This is a genomic window from Pseudoduganella lutea (genome assembly GCF_004209755.1).
Classification (GTDB): Bacteria; Pseudomonadota; Gammaproteobacteria; order Burkholderiales; family Burkholderiaceae_D; genus Rugamonas; species Rugamonas lutea.
Genome location: NZ_CP035913.1, coordinates 6,570,762 through 6,586,118, shown reverse-complemented (window position 1 = coordinate 6,586,118; position 15,357 = coordinate 6,570,762). Strand labels below are relative to the sequence as shown.

The following is a 15,357-nucleotide window of genomic DNA, read 5'->3' as shown; positions in this document are numbered from 1 at the left end:
CCAGTCCTCCGAACTCCTCTGATTGTAAGTGTTGAAGCGAGCAGCACCGCTATGCCCCAGCCAAGCAGCTTCCCCGATCAATAGCATCGCATGGGGACCTGATGGAGCCGGACCAGATCCGCCTCCATGCTCATGGTGTCCTCAAACTTCGTGCTGATTGCGGCCCTGGCAGTTCTGCATCAGGCCCGCATCCGTAGTACTTCGCAAAATGGCCGTTGGAATGGGGTCATTTCGCATGGACCGGGCCGCGCCAGGCACTGATACTTTCCTTTTCTCACGCAGGAGGAGAATCATGGAGCCCATTGTGCGAGCGGTTGATGTCGGCCGTGGAAATACCAAATTCATCAGCGGGATCAAGAATGGAGAGCTGCGGTGCGAGATGTTCCCGTCGCAGGCCCACCCATCGGAGGTAGCGGTAGAGGCCGAGGCATGGGGCGCCCGCCGTAAAACCGTGGGCATCCCCGCCGGCGGCCTGGTGTACGAGGTCGGCCCCGACGTGCATCTGGCCTCTGACGTGTTCAACGCGAACGTGCTGCAGCACGATCGCTACTGCGACACGCCGGAATACCTGGCGCTGCTGCTCGGCGCGCTCCACTATATGCAGGTCGATCGCATCGATCTACTGGTGGTGGGTTTGCCAGTGGCCACGTACAAGCTCAAGTCGCTGGTGACGGCGCTGGAACGGCGCCTCACCGGGGAGCATGAGCTGGGCAAGGGCAAGCGAGTAAAGGTCCTGCGCGCGAAGGCGATCGCGCAGCCGGCAGGCGCCTTGATGCACTATGGCCTCATGCACAGCAAGGTGGCCCAGCTGCGCAAGGAGCGCAGCCTGATCATCGATCCGGGCCGGCGCACGTTCGACTGGCTCGTGACACAGGGCATGCAGCAGATCGAGAAGCGCAGCCATTCGGTTCCGCGGGGGATGCACGATGCCCTGCAGGCCATCGTGGAGGGGATCAGCCGCAGCACCGGCTCGCATTACCGCGACTACGACACCGTCGATGCCGCCCTGCGAACGGGGAAGAAGCCGATTGTGTTTCAGGCGGAATATGACCTGACGCGCCATCTCCCGCTCGCCAGGAAGGTCCCCGAGCAGGCCATCGCCGAGATGATGCACTACGTAGGCGACGCCAGCGACATCCGGAATATCATCCTGGTGGGCGGCGGTGCGTTTTTCTACCGGGCCGCACTTAAGGGTGCCTTCCCGAACCACACCATCCACGAGCTGAAGGATCCGATCTTCGCTAACGTGAAGGGATTCCAACAGGCTGGCATGGAGCTGGCCCGCTCCAGTGCAGCGAACGGCACCAGCACCGAGCTACCGCTCCAGCCTGACGCCTCGACAGGAGAGAGCGATGAGTAAAACGCTCCGCATCAATTTCGAGCTCGACCAGGCAGACAATCCGCCACTGTACGATGAGCTGATGCGATTCACCAAGGGTGCCAAGCGGGCAAACCGCCTGCGAACGCTGGCCTATGCAGGCCTGATGATCCAGGCGGAAGTTTGTCTCGCCAAGGCTTCAACGGACTTGGAACCGCAAGCCATGTCCGTAGATCCGACGCATGCGGCCGCGACGCTTGAGTTATTCGGACCTGCACTTTGAATGAAGGCAAGCGCCCAACACGTCCATCCATCACATGAAGTCTACATGGCCACGCTCGAAGTATCATCAATGCCTGCGCATTACCTAAATTTGGCGCGAAAAGCACCGTCCTTCAGGGCGGTGATGGATAGCGCGCCGGCCGACAAGTCGCCTTGCTGCAAGTGGCTACGCAATCTATATTGTTCATGTCACCCGACGCCTCAGCCTGATATGTCCGCCAAACAGAACAAACCAGCCACGCATACTACCCGCGTCCTGAGGCTTCGCCTCAAGGACAAGCATGCGACTGCCCTGCAGGCAATGGCTCGGGACGTCAATTTTGTCTGGAACTATGTAAATGACCTGTCGTTCAAGGTCTGGCAGCGAGAGCGGCGCTTCCTAAGCGCATACGATATCGACAAGTACACTGCCGGCGCCACCAAAGAAGGCCTGAACCTGCCTGCCACCACGGTACAGGCCATTTCAAAGGAGCTGGTCACGCGCCGTATCCAGCACAAGAAGGTCAAGCTGCGCTGGCGCGTCTCGCGCGGCAGCCGCCGCAGTCTGGGCTGGATCCCGTTCAAGGCTTCAGCCCTGCGTTACCGCAACGGCCAGCTGCTGTTTTCCTGTCTCGACAAGCCACTGTCCCTGTGGGACAGCTACGGGCTTAGCCAGTACAAGCTCGGCGCCGGCTGCATCAGCGAGGACGCCCATGGCCGCTGGTACATCAACATCACGGTCAGAGTCGAGAAAGCGCAGCGCTCCGAAGCGACGAGCGCGATCGGCATGGACCTGGGGCTGAAGGATTTTGCCGCCACCTCCAGCGGCGACAAGGTCGAGGCCGAGCGCTTCTACCGCGGTCAGGAGGCCGCCCTGGCGATTGCGCAGCGCGCACGTAAGAAGGCGCGCACGCGGGCGATTCATGCAAAAATCGCCAACCGCAGGAAGGATTTCCTGCACAAATTCAGCACCACGCTCGTCGCCGGGCATGGTGCAATCTTCGTAGGCAACGTGAACGCGGCGGGCCTGGCACGGACACGGATGGCGAAATCCGTGCTCGATGCGGGCTGGTCGACGTTCCGGACCATGCTGCAATATAAATGCGATGACGCTGGCGTGTGGTTCGATGAGGTCGAGGAAGCGTATTCAACCCAGACCTGTTCTGCGTGCCTTGCACGCAGCGGCCCGAAAGGGCTGAAAGGCCTTGGAATAAGGGAGTGGAGTTGCCTCGAGTGCGGCGCAGCGCATGACCGCGACGTCAACGCGGCAAAGATCATTCTCGCGCGCGGACTTGCGCGTCTCGCAGGAGGAATCTCCTCCCTTTCCGCGTAAGCGGCAGCCGCAAGACTGAGGGAGGGGATGAGGTCAAATGCAGGTCGACCGCATCGATCTACTGGTAGTGGGCCTGCCGGTCGCCACCTGAGCTTGTTCAGTCTCTGATAACTTTATAATATTGTTATGCCTTCTGACCAATATCGCGCCTCTGAAATCGCCAGTCCAGCAGTGTGATTGACCATGCCGCAGATGAGTGCTCTGCTCGACGCGAAGGAACGCGAAATCATCCGTCTGCGCCGCCAGGTGGCGTGGTTCCAGCGGCAGATCTTCGGCCAGAGGAGCGAGCGTCGGATGCCGGAACCGGAAGGCGTCCAGGGCACGCTGGGCGAGGCGTTCGACGTCGTTCCCGATGACGTGGCGGCCGCCAAAACGACCAGAATCGCGGCGCATGAGCGTGCACCCAAGAACAAGAAGCAGAATCTCATCGATGGCAATGATGACGCGTCCCTGTTCTTTGACGAGTCGAAGGTACCAGTCGAGATCATCGCTGTGGGCAATAACGAGGCGTCAGGATTGGACCCGGCCGACTTCGAGGTGATCGGCGAGAAGGTCAGCTATCGCCTGGCCCAGCGTCCCGGTAGTTACGTAATCCTCAAGTACGTTCGTCCTGTCATCAAGTTGCGCGCTGATCAAACCCTGTCATGTCCTGCTGCTCCGGTAGGCGTGCTGGACGGTTGCCGTGCTGACGTCAGCTTCATTGCCGGCATGATCATCGACAAGTTCGCGTACCACCAGCCCTTGTACCGCCAGCACGTTAAGCTGAAAGACTCTGGCATTAACGTGAGCCGTGCCTGGATCACGAAGCTGATGCCGGCCGCGGTATCGCTGATCGAGATGATCTTCAAAGCCCAGCTGCAGTCAGTGCGGCGCTCGCGGGTCATCGCGATGGACGAAACGCCGATCAAGGCAGGGCGAGCCGGTCCAGGAAAGATGAAGGCAGCGTATTTCTGGCCCGTCGTGGGCGAGCAGGATGAAATCTGCTTCCTTTACTACCCCAGCCGGGCGGCAAAGCACGTCGAAACCGCGCTTGGCCTGCAGCGGCCGGATGGCGCCGTCTTGCAGAGCGACGGCTACAGCGCGTATGCGCATTACGCGAAGACGACCGGGACACACACGCGCAGTGCTGGGCGCACGCACGCCGTAAAATTTTTGATGCCAGGGATATCGAGCCGGCGCAAGCCGATCAGGCACTGCACGCGATCGCCGCTCTCTACAAGATCGAGCAGCAGATTCGCGACGATTGCCTTACCGGACAAACCAAGCTCGCGCGCCGGCAGGAACAATCAAAACCGGTCCTTGAGCGGATCTTCGCCTGGATCGACGAGCAGTTCGATAAGCGGGGCTTCCTGCCAAGCAGCCCATTCCTTGGCGCCTTGGGATATATCCGCGATCGCCGAGTTGGCCTGTCTGTCTTCTTGGATGACCCGGAGGTCTCGATCGACACGAATCGCCTCGAGCGGGCGCTGCGTGTCATTCCGATGGGCAGAAAGAACTGGCTCTTCAGCTGGACCGAGCTGGGCGCGCGACACGTTGGCGTCGTGCAGAGCCTTATGGCCACCTGCCGGCTGCACGACATCAATCCGTACGACTACTTCGTGGAAGTGCTGCAGCGTGTCGGCCAACATCCGGCGTCCATGGTGCATCAGCTCACGCCACGGATCTAGAAGCAGCTGTTTGCGACCAATCCGCTACGGTCTGACCTGCATGACCTGGCCGGGCGAAGTATACGCGCCGTCGCGTGATCGCTTACCCGGAGCCTGCACGAGCGGCGCGTCGACGATCTGGCCGCAGCGCGCCAGACAACCCTGCGCCAGCAGCTATTGCTGGACCGGCTCGATTACCTGGTTGCTCACGCCTGCCTGCGCCAAGCGGTCGCGGAACAGCCAGATTGTCTTGGCATCCGGGACGCTGCTCCTCTCGGTCAGGTCCAGAAACCGTAGGAAGCTGCGGCGGTCCAGCAATTGATACTCCAGCGCGTCATCGGCCAAGTTGTAGAGCTGTTGCAGTGCCAGAATTTTGATCATTAGGACCGTCGGGTACGGCGGTCGACCGCCCTTGGCGCGTGATGGACGCGGTGCAGCGGCATCGATCCGTGCCGCCAAGGCCTCGAAATCCACACGCTCGGTCAAGCCCACTAGCGGATCCCCCAGCTTCGCGCGTCGGTCTTCGCGCTCCTGCTCGGGAAATAGACTGATCCGGGGCGTCATCATGACGGCACTCGCTGGCTTGGTTCAGATGTCAGGATTTACCCATCCGGCGAGCATCGGCTGAGGTTTTTCGAGGTGGCCTTAATACTAAGGTTCCGAACCATGACAACCGCAAAAGATAACGCCTCTACCATTCCAGGGATGCGCGATCTGTGTTCTAGCACCATGCCACCGGGGGCAGCAGTAAAAAGTGATACCAGAACTGCCGCGATAGAAAATATGACCATGGTCCTGGTCTTTAACGGCACGACTTGAGCGCCCATAGGCACTCTACCGACTTAGCCGACATGTTAAGGCATCCGAAAGTACTCGCGCGTTTTAAGAGTCATTTACCTGACCAAAACTGGGCAAACGCCATCCATGGGTCTTGATCCATACATACCGCCCTGCCAACAGCTGCCGCAGCCTCGGGTTGGGAAAACTGTCGTCGAACCGCTGCAATAACAGCGGCGTTCAACGAGCTTAAATCGTCGGCGTTTCGCGTCGACCGATGGGATCGTATTAATTGCTCAGCATCTTTATACCACCTGTGCGGGATTATGGTGCGGCCACGGCTTATTCCTCGAATTTCCTTTAGCGCCCCATCCAGTGACTCGTGCTTTTCGATCGGCTCAATGACATATTCATTTACAATGGCATCTTTTTCAGTAGCTAGGAGCAACGTAGTTCCGATGTCCGCTTGAAACTCATCCAGCATTCTGTCGAGCTTTTCTAATTCATCCGAATGTTGTACCTCGAGCGCCTTGCGGAGAAGATAGAGCGTTGAGTGAACCCTGGGAAGAAAATCATATATACCAGCTAACCATTCTTCGATTGTTTCAGCTGAAGCCTTTATCTGCCGCTCGTGTTGTATGATATCAATGGCCTGCGCTTGTAACTTCGCATGATCGAGGAGAAGCGCCGACAGGTTTTCCGGTACACTGTCGGTCAGAGCACTCAACCTCACCAGACCCCATTCAAAACTCCCCACGAACCAGCGTCCGTTCCAGATCAGATCCAGAAGCGTGAGCAATTCGTCCCGACTGACGTTCTTCGCATAGTCGCGTATCCCGCGCATCGCCAGATTCAGTGCGGTTTCGTGCCCCCCTGTCAGCTGCAAAATCAGAAAACGCCGCAAATGGCTTAGGTACCTCGAAAGAGGCACTGATTCGCCATAGGACGGACCATAAACAAGGCCATGAATCGAATCAAGCCGCCTGTCACTGTCTAAGAACAGAACTGGATAGTGAACAATCGGGTCAAGCTCTCTTATTTGCGCAATTTGCTCATCGAATGGTGGAGCCCATATCTGCTTATGCTTTTCGGCCCGTATGATCGGCTTCAGTTTCGGGTCGATATTCGAAGCAAAATGCCAACACAGTTCGCCAACTTCGCGAGCAATAACCCTATCGATCACATCGAGTGTCATGCCATCATCCCGATTTTTCCTTTAATGGTGTTCACAATCGCCGTTGCATCTGCGCTCGCAAACGTTGCCGGCCAACCCCGGTACGCCAGATAGTCCGCGACAACTTTTACTGCAACCGCCGTCTGCGCTTCGGATAAATTCAGTTGCGAAGAACTCGCAAGTAGATCATTAATCTCTCCAAGAACGGCATCCGGCGGTGGTGCGAGCGGCACATCAAGCTCTTTGTTTTCCATCCACTTTTTAACGTACGTTTTCACAACTTCGCTCAGCCCAACCATGAGAAGCGGCAACACGATAGTTGTTGCCATCCAGGCGATAGCTTCAAGGGCAGCCGGCCCGACCATATACCGGCCTTTATCGTCCGGATCCGTGCGGAAGAATGGGAGATTCGGCTCAAGAATCTCCGCCGCGTCGTCTGAAAGCGATGCAATGGTCGTCATACGATAATCCTTTTTTTGATCTTGCGCTTTAAATAGACTGGCGCGTGGAAAGAAAATCTTTTTCCATTGACCTGACATTGTCCTCCAAGCTACGCGTCGCGGCTTTTTGCCTGACGTCATTTTTAATCTGACTCAGCAGGTCCTTAGCTTTTATAGTATCCGGATGACTTGGCCCGAAACTGGCCTGAAGAATTGCATGGGCACGTTCAGCAATCGGCTCAGCGAGGTAGTAGGCTTCGGCTGTAGCGGCCAAGACTGCGATATTCGATAAGGTATGGGCTAAACTAGGATGCATTGGGCCGAGGATACATTCCTTCGTTTGGAGCGCCCGAACCAGTAGAGGTAAAGCTTCTCGGGTCGCCCCTTTCTGAATCAGTGTGCCTACGAGGTTGCCGATTGCCCGGCCGTGCCAATCCTGTCGACCTGGAATCGCATCGAATAAGGCAACGGCTTGCCTCTGAAGGTCTTCGGCAACATCGATTTGCCCCATGCTCTTATAGGCTAGTGCTAGTGCATCCAAACCCTCTGCGTATTCAGTGCTCTCAGCACCAAAACAGCTTTTTCGCGATTTTTGAGCATCGCTGGCCATCGCAAGTGCTGCTGATTTCTCACCTTTCAGCAATAACAATCGTACCCGGCCATCCGTGATTTCTAGAAACTGCGGCGATTCTGTGCCATAGATCGGTTGAGCCAAATCGGCAGCCAGTTCAAACGCACTTGCTGCTTCTTCAAAGCGGCGTTGGTGCTGAAGCGAAACAGCTAGAGCATAAGCGTCCGACATATGTTTGTTAGCGAATCGATATTTTTCAACCAAAAGCGCATCTTCGGCGCTAATTGGCATTCCCGTCTGAGTCTCGATGTCCGGTACTCCGGCGATTGGTGGCCTCTTCCGCAGAAAGAATCGCAAGCTCTGAAAAACGCTCATACTCATTCCTTCCACGTAATTCATACCGTTTCATTACACAACTGATGTGGAGCCTGCGCCAAAGCAGCGATGACCAGATCTGCTCCTTGCATTGATATGCTATACATAAGTCAAAACGAAGTCCAACAGAAGTTTTTTAAAATAATGCGCAGCGGTAAAGACAGGGACATATAAGCAATACTGCATGGCTTTGTTGCACAAATCAGTCCGTATAGCAGGCCAGAAGGGCTCCCTGTAAACTGACAGCATGAGTGCTCCTTCGAAACCGAAGTCCCGAATGACCAGTTGGAAAGACTACAACGCTGCATTGAAAGCGCGTGGATAGCTGCTCATCTGGCTCGACAAGGATATGCGCTGGCACGGCAGTGCCAGCGGCAAACGGGGCCGCAGTCCAAAATACAGCGAGTCGGCCATTCAGTTTTGCCTGACCATCAAGGGTCTGTTCAATCTGGTGCTGCGCCAGGCGATGGGCATGGCGCAAAGCCTGCTCAAGCTGGCCGGCCTGGACTGGGAAGTCCCCGATTTCAGCACTGTCAGTCGGCGCCAGAAGCATCTGGCGGTGACGACCGGCACGCACCTATAACCGGTTCCTGCTCCGTGTCGTTGAGCTCGGAGAGGATTGTGCCGGCTCGAAAAATCGAAAGATACAACGCCGCTAAAGAACTGGTTACGCGTACGCTGGCTTATGCAGGGCTAATGATCCAGGCGGGAGCAAGTCACGCCGAGGCTTCAAGTGGAGTGGAACCGCAGGCCATGTCCGCAGATCCGACAAACGCGGTCGCGACGCTTGAGTTATTCGGACCTGCGCTTTGAACCAAGGCGTACAAGGGTCGACATTCACTCTTCCTCGTTCAAGGCTTTTCTGAAGAGTTCCAAACTCGTATGATCGTCCAGTTCCAACTGGCGCGCCTCGCGTGCTGCCTGCTTCAGGGACGGCAGCAGCAGCGCCTCCCGCTGCGCATGCCTGTCAATATGCCGTAGCGCCACCCGCATGCCCTGCCCGCGGACGCGCTCGAGTACGCCTTCCATTTCCAGCAAGCGGTAAGCCTTGGAGACCGTCATCGGATCGACCGCCAGTGTCCGCGCCACCTGACGCACGGAAGGCAGGATATCGTCTGGAGCCAGCACCCCGGCGGCGATCAGGCGCCGCACCTGTTCCATCAACTGCCGATAGATGGGTAGCGAGGAATCTGTAGCGATCGAGAACAGTTGATGGTCAGGATCCATGCTTGATCTCGGTGCTTATTGAACGCCTGGCTTGGGGCTGGTGCATTGTGCAGAGCGTGTGATGCCTTGCCGACGATCAGCGCAGGCTGGAGCTCCACTGCCAGCCCGACATACCGACGATGGTGTCTGCCATGGCGCGCCCCATTGAGGTAGCAAAGCGGGTGAGCGTGGATTCCCTTGGCCCGAAGTTGAATGTCTCGACCGACTGCGAATTGCGGACCAGCGATTCAAGGCTGCCGATTTCATCGACCAGGCCAAGTGCCTTTGCTTCCTCGCCGCTCCAGATCTCACCGGTCCCGAAATCCACATGCTGCTTCAAGCGTGAGCCGCGTTGCCGTAAGAGCTCTTTCACGAACAAGTCGCCCACGTGGCTCACCAGCTGCTGCGCCTTGGCGTCGGACTCCTCGGACACCGGCGTGAAGGGGTTCAGGAATGCCTTGAGCTTTCCGGATGCATAGACCCGCTGCGACACATGAAATTGTGCGATTGCCTGGTCCAGGCGCCACGGTGCAATGATGGCGCCAATCGATCCGACCAAGCTGTATTTGCCGGCCACGATGCGGTCCGCATGCATTGCAGTCATGTATGCGGCCGATGCGCCCATATTGCCGATGACAGCCGTCACAGGCTTCGGATGCCGCTTCTTCAGGATCATGATCGCCTGGGCAATGCGCTCTGCTTCTGCAGGTGCTCCACCGGGGCTGTCGATAGCCAGTACCACATGCTTGACATGGCTGTCGGAGAACGCGTCTTCCAGCGCCGGCACCACCTTGTCAGCGGACGCCAACATACCCTGTGCGATCTCACCTTGGATATGCACGACGCCGACCACATCCTGATAGGGTCCAAGCGAGAACCCAGTCGAACTTGCCAGGAACATCGCACCAGCGACAACGGGCACGAACACCAGCACTGCCTTGAATCCGATCCCCCATCGACGGTCCGATCTGCGTTCTTTGGCCGCTTGCCGCTGTTCCTCGCGAATAGCAATATTCTGTGCATGAAGGTCGGCAACCAATCGCACCAACGATTCATGCGGCAAGCCACGCTCAAACTCATCTTTTTCCGGACCCATTTGGTACCTCCAGGTTTCAACGACAATGTCCACCTAGCCCGAGCAAACTGCCGAACGTGATCTTTCCACCGCACTCCTCTTTACCAGCCGGCTTCTCACTTGAATCAGCGTGACCATTAGGAGGCGCACCTTCTTTAATCATCAGCTCCAAGGGCTTCGATCGCTCGGCTGCGGCCAGCCGCTGTTTTGCATCTTGAATTTTTATCAGGCGGCACCTAACCTGAAACGAATGGGGATACTCAACGGTCTCGGTTGCAGCCCGGCTAACTTCAGCAGCGCTGCATAGTTCATCAGTGACTGCGCGGAATGTCTGCTCGTCTTCCGAGTTCCCCAGGTCCGAGTGAAGTAGTAGGATCTGCCCGTTCTTGCATTGGGAGGTGATGAACTGCAGAGCAAGTCGCGTATAAATCTCCGGAACCCCGCTACTTCCTGCAGGTACGAAAACCTTCTGGCTTAGCCGGTAGTTTGTCATCGGTGTTAGGTCGCACACGCTGTCATCAGTAGGACGGCCAGCCAAGGATACTGCGTGCACGTTCGTGCTGATCAGTACGCTTGCCGCTGCCAACGCCAGGAAACTGGTAGTCATGTTGAACCTCCTTTCGAGGGTACTGCACATGCTAAAGCACATTCTTCTGATTGCAAGTGCCGGATTTATCGCCGGCTGGGCCATGGTCAAGGTTGGCTTGGCAACCATTCCGCTTTTGGCGGGTGGACTAGTTGCCGGTGCTCTGGTTGCGCTGTACCTGGGCCTTACCTTCCTTGTCTGGCTGACCCGTTCCCGGATGGAGTGCCTCCATGAAGACGACGATGATGGCTGCCACAATGACTCCCTCTTTGGTTTCGATTCCCGCGGCGACCTGCGCATCGACAGCGATTACCCATCACGGCGCTGACTCATTTCCAGCCCCGCTCGATCTTACCCATGACCTCCTTAAGCTTGCGGGCGACGACGTCAGGGTCTTCTTTCATCTGGGTAGTCGCCTTTCCGAACAATGATCGATCGGTTGCCACATGGTTTCCTTCAGTCCTAGAGACGCCCTCGGCATCGAACCGCTTTCTTTGCTGATCGACACGTGCCTGCAGCTCATCACTAGTTTTATCAATATCTTTCCGCAACGGTGATTCCTGCTCCTGAGAATTCCCGGGGCGCGCAGCGTGTCCATGTGCAGGTCGACCTATCACCTGGTCCCGATATCGATCCATCGCCTCACCAACATCCGCCGCGGACGGCTGTTCGCTCCTTGAATGCCGGTATTCTTCCTGCACATCATTAAATGACGTGGGAAGACGGCTGGCGCCAGATACAGGCACCGGCGTACGCGTGATATTGCCGAGGAAGGATTCGAGCCGCACCAATGCCGCAGCACTTCCCCCTGCTTCGTCCTGAAGAAGCTGCTCGAAGAGCCCGATGTTTCTGGGATCCTTTGCCAAATCCTTGCTGATCGTCTCTCCTCGTTGATATGCCGATGTAAGGCTTTCGGAAAATTCGGATTGTTTCCGCAGGTTCGCTTCCGCTCGTTCACTCCGCGCAGTCGACTCGGTAAGGCGGGACGAAATTTCCTTGCCATTTCGGTTGTCGCTCAACACCGTGGAGAGAGATGACGAGCTTCTCGTTATCGTGTCGGCAAAAGCCTTGAATTTTGCCTTGTCTTCGCTGCTGATCGAGCTATCGATAAGCTGGTCCTGCTTCTGAATCGCAGCCGAATAATCCTTGCCCCCCTTGCCGAAGGTCTGAGCCTGCGCATCTACCGGGGAGTACCTCTTCAGTGCACCGGGGACGCCAACTCCGACCGATGACGATCCTCCGAATGCGACCGAGGCCACCTGTTGTTCGCTTGCCCCCGTCGAAGCGGCAACAGCTTTGGAAATCTGCATCAACTCGCCGACCTTCTGACCGATGCTTTCGCTGTTCGCTGTCGAGGTTCCGTCAGTTCGGCTTTGCGAGGAAACGCGACCACTCACGTTTATTAGGGCATCGCTCAATGCTGCAGCCCGGTCGTGGGACGCCGCCACTGACTCGGCTTTCGCCGTAGCCACCGACCGCGAGGCTGCTTCAACATGCTGTTGCGTGACCTTCGCATCCACCACCCGCGATACAGGCCCTTCATTGGCAAGAGCCTTGGCGGCAGTAAGGCCGCTGAGCAAATTCGACGTATAGGTATTGCCCGTTACGTCGTCCTGTTTGCTCCTGAAGAATGCGGAACTCCGCGTTGGGGCAAGTGCCACCTGGTCCATGGAAGTGTTCCCTAATGAGACGTTACCAGTGGAAGCACTGGATGACGTGGTCGTCAGTAGCGACTGCAGCGATTGCGCACCAGAGACAAGCGCGCTTCCTAGGGTTTCCATTCGCTTCAGGGCAGCCCATGCAATCAATGGAATGCTCATGGTCATATACCCGACGACCGCTTCGCCGGATACGGCGCCTGAATATATCGAGGGCGCTGTGACCAACGACAGCGAGTAAGCACCACTTCCTACGTAAGCCGCTGCTGCCAAGTCCTTCGCGGCGTAGATCATCGCCATGTAATTGAGAATGGCGTACAACGGCGGCCATAACTGAATCCAGATCAAAAGGGAAATGTAGTTCTTCACCGCCGTCGTGGTTTCACGGCCGCTGGTGAGCATCAGCAGCAAGATCGTGATCGGAAAGAGCGCATACGAAATGGCTTCTATTGCATTTCGGATCACTGGCAGTGCCTGCTCTGCCACTTTTCCGTTGTTGATCCAGGCGGCATTGGTCTGTGCCATTGCTTGCGCCCTTCCTACGGCGAGGAGCATGGAAGCGGGATCGTTGATTTTTTGCCCAGCCAGCATCGATGCATCGTTGATGGCATTGATCAGCGCATTCTGTCGAATGAGATCTGCTGCTGTGGAGGCTGCATCGGCGATGCGATTTTTTACATACGCCTGCTGGATCTGGCCCGCTATGACGGCCCCCGCTACCGCTCCTGATAACGTTGGATTCATGCGACCAGCCAGCAGCCCTTGAATGTGGCTCAATTGAGCCGGGAGTCTGCCATTCAGGGTAGTGTACGCAGCCGTACATGGCGCAATTGTCATCCCGCTGGCGCCATCGGAAATTGGCGTAAACCGGGCCGGATTCGGTGTGGCCATTAACGACCAAACGTCAGCCGACTTGGCGAAAACATCTGGCGCAAGATCGCCGGAGGCCAGATCGTACATCGTGCAATTGTTGATGAAGTTGATCAGGTCTGTTCGGAAGTTCGGATTGTCGAACACAACTCGGCTAGTTTCCCGGATCATCCGGTTGCCGAACAGAAGACCGTTGCGCTGGTAGCTCAGTTCCGTTGGGAGTCCAGCAATCCCTGGAAGATACTGCATTGCGGTCTCGTACAGCTCGGTCAGCGTATTGCCGACTGTACTCGATAGCGAACCCAGTGCGGCCAAGCCGAAGGGTACGTTGTCGACGATGGTTACCGCACTTCCACCTGTTTTATCGATAATGCCCACTGTCACCTTCGGGACGAACAATACCGAAAGGACTAACGTGATCGATGCCAACCAGTACCAGCCCTGCAGTTTTTGGGGCGCAATCGCATATGCGACCATGGCAGTAAAAAAGCCACACACTGTGACCAGGGCGAGTGCACTGAGGTATGAGTCTGAACCGCAAATGCCTGCGATCGCATTGAAAATTCCGAACAGACTTTCGTTGTTCTGGTATGCGTAAATTTCCCACATGTCCGGCTCCCACTGAGGACGAGTATCTCCTGGATCACTTCATATACGCCGCGTGCCGGCCGAGCATGTCGAGCACGTGCTGAGGCATTGCGCTTCGCATCTGGCGCTCTACTTGTTCAAGGCTATTCGTAATTGCGTTCAGGGACCCAACTTTTTGGTAGAGCTGCGTTTTCTCTCGAGAGACGTTTACAAGCAAATCTTGCGCGCGCTGCCGAAGTTCCTTGGCACGTAACGCTTGCGCGGAGCTCAGTGTGTAGTCCTTATCCAGTGCCAGAATTCCCTGGCGTAGATTTTTCTCCAGGAATACATATGCATAATCTGCCGCGATCAGTTCCCGGAACCGGGTGATCATGTCTTCCGTGATGCTGGAGCCCGGCACGGATGTCGTGACAGATAGCATGCGGTACACCGGCTCAGTGGTTTGGTTTACGAAGCCGATCTCGGCAGAATTATTAGGAATCGGCGTGCGGGTGAGAATCTTGGTCGCGATGGAGCGCATCAATTGTTCGACCTTTACGGTAAACGGCGTATGGGCGTAATTGGATTGAATCGTGACCGCATCGCACTCCGTGTAGTTATTGCACCTCAAGATCTCCTGCATCACTTTGCCACCGGCCGCACCCGATGTGCCGTATAAGAGCCGATTGATAGAGGTGATGGTCGGTGCTACCGGTGTCGCAACGCGTCCGTCTTCATAGAAGACCACCGTGCCGACCAGGCTCATGATCAGCTCACGTTCTTGATCATCGAGGTTGGTGCCGGCAAGCTTTAATGCTTTCCATGTGAGGTTTCCGACGAACGGTGCCTTGTTCTGCACCTGCGGATCAGACGATCCCCGAGCGGTCGCAAACACGGAAGGCTTCGCAGTCTGGCAGCGCTGCTTCGCAGCCGCATAATCGGACTCCAGGCCGAGCGACACTGCCAGGTCCTCGCATAACCTGTCACCACTCACTCCAGTCGCCTCCATCGCCGAGCTGACCAGCGACTTCGCCGTGTTGCAGGTACTGATGTTCGCCTGGGTGAGCATGCTCTCCAGATTCTTGGTCCATTTCGTCACGCCACCCAGCAGGGGTGACACAGACTCCAGCGCCAGCTGGAAGGCCACACCGGGCAGTGCGGCGGTGATGTTCTTCAGCATGTTCTTGAATTCGGCAGCCGAGATATGCGAGAACGAGCCACCAAACACATCGATGCCGCCACAGCCGGCTTTCACCGTCGGGAAATCCATCGCCATCAGCTGGTAGGTCTTGTTCTGGCTGCGCAGCATCAGGCTGCCGCCGCTGTAAGTGTTGAAGACCTGTCCCTTGAACGCCCCTGGCGCCGTATAGTTGCCGATGGCGCCCAGGTCGTTGAACATGGTCTCGATGGCCGCGTTCAGGTCACCCGCGCGCGCGCCGCCGCACACCGCGCCAGCGAGCGATACCGCACCAATCCACTTTGCAAGTTTGCTCACCGTAG

The 15,357-nt window shown here is 56.9% G+C and carries 13 protein-coding genes and 2 pseudogenes; 6 read left to right on the top strand and 9 right to left on the bottom strand.

Going from position 1 to position 15,357, the window contains the following annotated elements:
* The first annotated feature begins 292 nt into the window (after window positions 1-292).
* The 4 genes and pseudogenes from EWM63_RS27775 to tnpC form a co-directional block, all read left to right on the top strand.
* Complete coding sequence (locus EWM63_RS27775; protein WP_130189416.1) at window positions 293-1,360, top strand: PRTRC system protein D; 1,068 nt, start codon at window positions 293-295, stop codon at window positions 1,358-1,360.
* Window positions 1,353-1,601: a hypothetical protein gene (locus tag EWM63_RS27770; protein ID WP_130189415.1), complete on the top strand. Its 249-nt coding sequence runs from the start codon at window positions 1,353-1,355 to the stop codon at window positions 1,599-1,601. Before EWM63_RS27775 ends, EWM63_RS27770 begins: the two co-directional genes overlap by 8 nt.
* Before the next feature lie 45 nt (window positions 1,602-1,646).
* Complete coding sequence (locus EWM63_RS27765) at window positions 1,647-2,912, top strand: RNA-guided endonuclease InsQ/TnpB family protein (protein ID WP_229487536.1); 1,266 nt, start codon at window positions 1,647-1,649, stop codon at window positions 2,910-2,912.
* A 222-nt stretch (window positions 2,913-3,134) separates the two neighbouring features.
* A pseudogene (gene tnpC, locus EWM63_RS32620) lies at window positions 3,135-4,579 on the top strand (IS66 family transposase); the annotation flags it as partial.
* A 153-nt stretch (window positions 4,580-4,732) separates the two neighbouring features.
* On the opposite strand, the gene EWM63_RS33205 reads toward tnpC, so the two are convergent.
* The 4 genes from EWM63_RS33205 to EWM63_RS27740 all read right to left on the bottom strand — a co-directional run bounded on the left by EWM63_RS33205 (window position 4,733) and on the right by EWM63_RS27740 (window position 7,895).
* Entirely contained in the window at window positions 4,733-5,122 is a 390-nt protein-coding gene (locus EWM63_RS33205) for a transposase (RefSeq protein ID WP_503826255.1), read from the bottom strand.
* Between the two features lie 325 nt (window positions 5,123-5,447).
* Complete coding sequence (locus tag EWM63_RS27750) at window positions 5,448-6,530, bottom strand: hypothetical protein (RefSeq protein WP_130189413.1); 1,083 nt, start codon at window positions 6,528-6,530, stop codon at window positions 5,448-5,450.
* Entirely contained in the window at window positions 6,527-6,970 is a 444-nt protein-coding gene (locus tag EWM63_RS27745; RefSeq protein ID WP_130189412.1) for a hypothetical protein, read from the bottom strand. The genes EWM63_RS27750 and EWM63_RS27745 overlap by 4 nt, the downstream gene beginning before the upstream one ends.
* Before the next feature lie 28 nt (window positions 6,971-6,998).
* Window positions 6,999-7,895, bottom strand: a complete 897-nt coding sequence (locus EWM63_RS27740; RefSeq protein WP_165390960.1) for a tetratricopeptide repeat protein — start codon at window positions 7,893-7,895, stop codon at window positions 6,999-7,001.
* Window positions 7,896-8,142: 247 nt separating this feature from the next.
* Here EWM63_RS27740 and EWM63_RS27735 point away from each other — a divergent pair.
* Window positions 8,143-8,457, top strand: a pseudogene (locus EWM63_RS27735) (transposase); the annotation flags it as partial.
* A gap of 275 nt (window positions 8,458-8,732) precedes the next feature.
* On the opposite strand, the gene EWM63_RS27730 reads toward EWM63_RS27735, so the two are convergent.
* The 3 genes from EWM63_RS27730 to EWM63_RS27720 form a co-directional block, all read right to left on the bottom strand.
* Window positions 8,733-9,122, bottom strand: a complete 390-nt coding sequence (locus EWM63_RS27730) for a GntR family transcriptional regulator (RefSeq protein ID WP_130189410.1) — start codon at window positions 9,120-9,122, stop codon at window positions 8,733-8,735.
* Window positions 9,123-9,198: 76 nt separating this feature from the next.
* Window positions 9,199-10,197, bottom strand: a complete 999-nt coding sequence (locus tag EWM63_RS27725; protein ID WP_130189409.1) for a S49 family peptidase — start codon at window positions 10,195-10,197, stop codon at window positions 9,199-9,201.
* A 16-nt stretch (window positions 10,198-10,213) separates the two neighbouring features.
* Window positions 10,214-10,783 (bottom strand): hypothetical protein, encoded by a 570-nt coding sequence (locus EWM63_RS27720; protein WP_130189408.1) that lies wholly within the window; start codon window positions 10,781-10,783, stop codon window positions 10,214-10,216.
* On the opposite strand from EWM63_RS27720, the gene EWM63_RS27715 reads away from it, so the two are divergent.
* Complete coding sequence (locus tag EWM63_RS27715) at window positions 10,782-11,090, top strand: hypothetical protein (protein WP_130189407.1); 309 nt, start codon at window positions 10,782-10,784, stop codon at window positions 11,088-11,090. The genes EWM63_RS27720 and EWM63_RS27715 overlap by 2 nt on opposite strands.
* Before the next feature lies 1 nt (window position 11,091).
* Here the strand turns inward: EWM63_RS27715 and EWM63_RS27710 are convergent, their stop codons facing one another.
* Window positions 11,092-13,899, bottom strand: a complete 2,808-nt coding sequence (locus EWM63_RS27710) for a conjugal transfer protein TraG N-terminal domain-containing protein (RefSeq protein ID WP_130189406.1) — start codon at window positions 13,897-13,899, stop codon at window positions 11,092-11,094.
* A 34-nt stretch (window positions 13,900-13,933) separates the two neighbouring features.
* Complete coding sequence (locus EWM63_RS27705; RefSeq protein ID WP_229487535.1) at window positions 13,934-15,352, bottom strand: conjugal transfer protein TraH; 1,419 nt, start codon at window positions 15,350-15,352, stop codon at window positions 13,934-13,936.
* Between the last annotated feature and the right edge of the window lie 5 nt (window positions 15,353-15,357).